7 protein-coding genes are annotated in these 5,139 nt (G+C 36.8%); 3 read left to right on the plus strand and 4 right to left on the minus strand.

Annotation, left to right across the window (positions count from 1 at the left end):
• Positions 1-214: 214 nt before the first annotated feature.
• From coaD to QRN68_RS11205, 3 genes are all read right to left on the minus strand, one after another.
• Entirely contained in the window at positions 215-706 is a 492-nt protein-coding gene (coaD, locus tag QRN68_RS11195; RefSeq protein WP_285396966.1) for a pantetheine-phosphate adenylyltransferase, read from the minus strand.
• A 105-nt stretch (positions 707-811) separates the two neighbouring features.
• Entirely contained in the window at positions 812-1,387 is a 576-nt protein-coding gene (gene rsmD, locus QRN68_RS11200) for a 16S rRNA (guanine(966)-N(2))-methyltransferase RsmD (RefSeq protein ID WP_285396967.1), read from the minus strand.
• 161 nt (positions 1,388-1,548) lie between these two features.
• The gene (locus tag QRN68_RS11205; protein WP_285396968.1) at positions 1,549-2,973 is read right to left on the minus strand and encodes an RNA polymerase II; all 1,425 of its coding nucleotides are present in this window, start codon (positions 2,971-2,973) and stop codon (positions 1,549-1,551) included.
• A gap of 56 nt (positions 2,974-3,029) precedes the next feature.
• On the opposite strand from QRN68_RS11205, the gene QRN68_RS11210 reads away from it, so the two are divergent.
• Positions 3,030-3,419 (plus strand): DUF7147 family protein, encoded by a 390-nt coding sequence (locus QRN68_RS11210; RefSeq protein ID WP_285396969.1) that lies wholly within the window; start codon positions 3,030-3,032, stop codon positions 3,417-3,419.
• Between the two features lie 2 nt (positions 3,420-3,421).
• Here the strand turns inward: QRN68_RS11210 and QRN68_RS11215 are convergent, their stop codons facing one another.
• Complete coding sequence (locus QRN68_RS11215) at positions 3,422-3,694, minus strand: YlbG family protein (RefSeq protein WP_285396970.1); 273 nt, start codon at positions 3,692-3,694, stop codon at positions 3,422-3,424.
• A gap of 255 nt (positions 3,695-3,949) precedes the next feature.
• Between QRN68_RS11215 and QRN68_RS11220 the strand changes: the two genes are divergently transcribed.
• Entirely contained in the window at positions 3,950-4,849 is a 900-nt protein-coding gene (locus tag QRN68_RS11220; protein WP_285396971.1) for a glycerophosphodiester phosphodiesterase family protein, read from the plus strand.
• 102 nt (positions 4,850-4,951) lie between these two features.
• Positions 4,952-5,139 (plus strand): hypothetical protein (locus QRN68_RS11225; RefSeq protein WP_285396972.1); only part of this gene is annotated, 188 nt, incomplete at its 3' end.

Raw genomic sequence — 5,139 nt, forward strand, 5'->3', positions numbered from 1 at the left:
TTTATCTGTGCGAAAGCGAAGCGACAGCGGCAAATGTTTTATCTGTGCGAAAGCGGAGCGGCAGCAACAAAGCGAGTAGCCGTATAGAGGAAATCAGAGCCTTCTAATTAATCAGAGAGGTCAAAAATGGTTAATCAACACACCTGAAATGATAATTGTTATATCCAGCTACATATAAAAAAGGATGCCTTCAATAAGACATCCTCTTTGTATTTTATTTAGTAAAATCATACTTTTCTTTTAAGGCTGCTACAACACAAGTAGGAACAAGCTCATTGACATCACCACCATATTTCGCAACCTCTTTGACGATGCTTGAGCTTAAGAATGAATATTGATTTTTTGTCATAATGAAAAACGTTTCGATGGTTTCATCAAGAAAACGGTTCATCGATGTAATTTGCATTTCGTATTCAAAATCTGAAACAGCACGTAAACCACGGACAATTGCCTTTGCTTTTTTTTCCTTAGCATAGTCTATTAGCAGTCCAGATGAACTTTCAATACGTACATTAGGCAATGTTTTAGTTACTTCAGCCATTAAAGCCATGCGCTCTTCTACTGAAAATAATGGCCGCTTTGATGAATTATTTAAAACAGCAACATAGACTGTGTCAAATACATCCGCCGCACGTTTAATGATATCTAAATGACCAAATGTCACCGGATCAAAACTTCCAGGAACTACAGCAATTTTCTCTGACAACTTATTCTCCCTCTTTCTTTGCATAACGATCAATTTCACCTTGATAGCATGATGTTGGCCACTCTGGCATTTTCACAGGATGTGAAGTTCTTAGCCTGAGTTCCTCTATTCAGTGGGCATTGGGACACCCAACGAATGAAGATAAACGGATATAATCGTTCCACCATATGTTTCTTGTCTTTTTAATACAAAGTCTCCAAACCTTTGCGGTAATTCTACTTCTTTTGCATGCTCACATAAAATGATGCCATCATGTTGAATCTTATTATTGTCGACAAGTATTTGTACTAAGTCATAATATTCTTTGTGATGGTATGGTGGATCTAGAAATACTAATTTAAACGTAATATCACGTTTTAATAACGCTTTCACAGCACGCTTCGCATCTATGCGAAAGAGCTCAGAACAATCCTCGTAACGACATTTTTTTATGTTTTCCTGTAGTACTTGGAACGCCTTTGCATCCTTTTCAATAAAAACGGCATGCTCAGCCCCTCTACTTAAAGATTCGATGCCTAAGCCACCGCTTCCTGCAAATAAATCGAGCGCAATACCTCCGTCAAAGAATGGACCAATAATATTAAAAATGGATTCCTTTACTTTATCTGTTGTAGGTCTCGTCGTGTTCCCTGCAATCGCCTTTAACGGCATCCCTTTACGTTCTCCTGCTACAACTCTCATATATGCAAATCACCATACTTTCCTTATTCCATCTATTAATTTCGCCTTTGCGTGCGTTTAGATTTTTAATTGTACTTCCACAATTCAAAATCCGCGACATCCACCGAAAGCTTTAGATAAAAATATTTTTGCAGCGAAAGTCAAACCTCCGCTGCAAAAATTTATTCTTGTTGTTCTTGTGTTAAAATTTGGATGCTATCATCACTTTTTTGTAATTCTACTAAAAATAATCGTTGTAGCCAAGCTTCTTCAACATAATAATGATCGGCAATTTTAATAATCGGTTCTGAAATAGTAGAATATCTACGTTGATTGAATACATAAAAACCAGGTTCATTCGGGAATCGGAAAGTGCGATTATCATTATTTACATAATATCCATTTTCACCTTCACCAGCAGTATAACCTAGATATGGCAACAATGTATCAGCACTATATAATACTTGTCCTTCACGGAGAATAACATGAACATCTTCTTTCAAAACGTCATTAACGTAAACGCTTCGATTATCCTCAAATAATAGTGGATATGTGCCATTTTCTTGGGCTGCATTCAACTTAAAATAAGACGTTTTTGCCTCTAAAACCTCTGATAAAAGCTTATCCATTGTATCAGGAGAAACCGGCTCTTCTCCAAGTTCTTTCAGAGCCTTCTGCCATGCCGCCTCTTGATCAGCTGTCATATATTCTTTTAACGTCTTCACGATGTCCTTTGTTTTATCTGAACCAATTGAATCCTTCACTAAATAGGATGCCAAAACTTCCGGCAACCATGTTGGTGAATCTTTAAACTTATATTGTGACTTTATTTGTGACATTATAACTTCTTGCTCAACAGCTTGTTCAGTTAACTCGGGTAAAAATAAAAGTCGATCATCATGTTCTTTCACTGGACTCTTCTCTTGAATGATAGCTATATGTTCATCATTCAAAAACTGTAAATTTTCTAATGATGTTAAGAAATCCTTTGAAATAGCTCCCGAGGCATAAATAGATAACACAGGGGTTTGCTCCTGTACCTTTAGATTGCCGGTTTGCCAATAAATATCTCGAACTGTACCACTCCCACTAAACATTGTATAGTTAACAAGTGATAGTTGTTGCTGACCTACTAAAGGCAAGCCAGTTATCCACTGACCATTAATTTTGCTATCAGTTGAAATATGTACAATAGAATAAGATGCTTCACCATTCGTTAATGTAGCGAAAACATTTTGGATAAGCATTTTATCTTTTAAGCCACCTTCAATCGGAATTATGTATGAAACAGATTGCGATTTAGTCTCTCCTTTTTTAAAGTATGAGACTTCATCTGATAAGCGGCCACAACTTTTTTCGTTTTCGATAAAGCAACTAGGATTTACAGCTTTTTCAGGCCATTTTATATCCACCTTTTGGTTGGGCAAATTTTTAAAATGTTGGCGAATATCCAAGCTATTTTCCCGATAGACTATTTCTATCTCTTGTGAATAATGGAATTCGCCATTCCCTGTTTCTAAGTCAGATGAATAAGCATTGTACTGGAAAAATAACGTTCCGATAATGATTAGTGCTAGAACAGAAAAAAAACTCATTGCAAATTTCATGTGCTTGACCTCCCGCAGCATGATACTATGTGTATTGGAAAGGATGTGCAATTTTTATGCCACAACAATTTATAGAATTAGGTGAGGGCTATGGTGATGTTTATGAGCTACTTGAAATAGTGAGAACCAATCAAGAGCGCTTCCACCAAGCCTTTATACTAACTTCCACTAAAGAAGAAAAAAAGGTTACCTCTTTAGCAGTCGCTTTAAAGCCAGTCGGTGACAGTAAATTCTTGCCGATTTATATTTGTCGAGAAGGCATCCCTTTTAATGAGGAGCAGCCTTCAAAGCGACAAAAAATGTTCGAAGAAAGTATTAAACAACTAGATCGAAAAGCGGTTGTTGTAGAAATAAAGCACTCATCTATATTTTCGGAATCAAAACTATTTTATCAATACTTAATCGGTATAATGAGACTTCATCACTACATTCCAGCATTAACGTAATATTATAGTCCTACCTTATAGTCATATTCCTTCGCTTTATCTGGTTTTGCATTTTCAAATTCAGTTTTAACGAATGGACGATAAGACTTCACAACGTCTTTCACGAATGGAAGGCGTTGTAGTTTTGTTGTCAATGTTTCAATTTCCTCTCGCTCGCAATAAAGCACTACATATTTTTGCCTCCGAGAAATATAAAGAACATGACCATATTTCCGAAGAGACTTCGCATGTTTTAATTGATGGACGTAAACGATTAGCCCTTGTCGTTCGTTCATATAGTATTCCCCTCATTTCTTACATAAAAGAATACCATAGACCGGAAAATGATAGCAACAGAGTTTAGCTGACAGAACGCTCATTTTTCCGTTATAATGAAAAAGCATACAACGTTGATTAAGAGTTTTACATTCACTTAAGTAAGAAAATAAGAAACTAGTTAGAACTTCACTGATTTTGTTTTGTTCACTGAAAATCCATAAGTGAATTGGCCAGTACTTTTTATATCATTTTAATTGTTAAGGAGGACGAATATGGGTAAGAAAACAAAGATTGCTCTTGCAATTGCAGCGGCAAGTGCAGCGGCTTGGGCAGGTAGTAAAGCTATTTCTAAACCTCAACAACGAGAAAGTAAACAAGCATTACAGTTCGATCATCCAGTTATTCTTGCACATCGCGGCGGTGCCAAATTAGCACCTGAGCATACAATGCCTGCTTTTGAAAAAGCCGCACAGTTAAGTGTTGACGGCTTTGAAATAGACATTCGCTTAACTAAAGATGAGGAAATTATCGTTTTCCATGATGATACTGTTGAGCGTACGACAGATGGCTATGGTCTTGTTGCAGACATGACTTTAGCAGAAATAAATGCATTAAACCACGGTTATCAATTTGAAGATTTGGATGGGGAATTTCCTTATCGAAATGAAAAAATAGACGTTGTAACATTACGTGAACTAATAGAAACTTATCCAAATATGCTGATAAATATTGATATTAAAGATGCACCAGATACGTATGAAGGGAGTTTAATGCCTTCTAAATTATGGCGTTTAATTGAAGAACTTGGTGCAGAAGATCGAGTAGTTGTCACAAGTTTTTATGGCGAACAGATAGATCGCTTTAATCTTTATGCACAAAATCAAGTAGCACTCGGTGCAGGTGAATCAGATGTTCGTAAAGCATTCGCTTCTTTCTCAAGCCAATTTGGACATTTATATCACCCAAAGGTAGATGTATTCCAAATACCACCGAAATCAGGAGTAATTGCACTAGATTCTCCAAAGTTTATTCAGTTTTTAAGCAACTTAAACATACCTGTTCACTATTGGACAATCAATGACGCGGCAACAATGAATAAGTTAATTCGCAATGGTGCAAAAGGTATAGTTACAGACCGACCTGATATTGCTGTAGAATTACTACAAAAATAGAATGGAGCCTAATCTCCATATTCATAATTGGTAAGGGTAGTTGGAAAACAGCCCTTACCTTTTGTTTTATATTGGTGATGAGCCGTCATTTGCGAAGTTCTGGTGGTTTTATCCATCACTTCGATAAGCCTATCCTTCACTCTGGGCATTTTATCCGTCGCTCTCGGGATTCTTTCCGTCGCTTTGATAATTCTATCCGTCACTTGCGGTTTTATCCGTCGCTTCGATAAGCCTATCCGTCACTCTTGGCATTTTATCCGTCGCTCTCGGGATTCTTTCCGTCGACTTGA

The sequence above is a fragment of the Lysinibacillus sp. fls2-241-R2A-57 genome, assembly GCF_030209535.1.
Lineage (GTDB): Bacteria > Bacillota > Bacilli > Bacillales_A > Planococcaceae > Lysinibacillus.

What these genes read in the sequence shown, in the direction of transcription:
- rsmD (WP_285396967.1), bottom strand. Translation starts at nt 1,387, where the DNA reads ATGAGAGTTGTAGCAGGAGAACGTAAAGGGATGCCGTTAAAGGCGATT.
- QRN68_RS11205 (WP_285396968.1), bottom strand. Translation starts at nt 2,973, where the DNA reads ATGAAATTTGCAATGAGTTTTTTTTCTGTTCTAGCACTAATCATTATC.
- QRN68_RS11210 (WP_285396969.1), top strand. Translation starts at nt 3,030, where the DNA reads ATGCCACAACAATTTATAGAATTAGGTGAGGGCTATGGTGATGTTTAT.
- QRN68_RS11215 (WP_285396970.1), bottom strand. Translation starts at nt 3,694, where the DNA reads ATGAACGAACGACAAGGGCTAATCGTTTACGTCCATCAATTAAAACAT.
- QRN68_RS11220 (WP_285396971.1), top strand. Translation starts at nt 3,950, where the DNA reads ATGGGTAAGAAAACAAAGATTGCTCTTGCAATTGCAGCGGCAAGTGCA.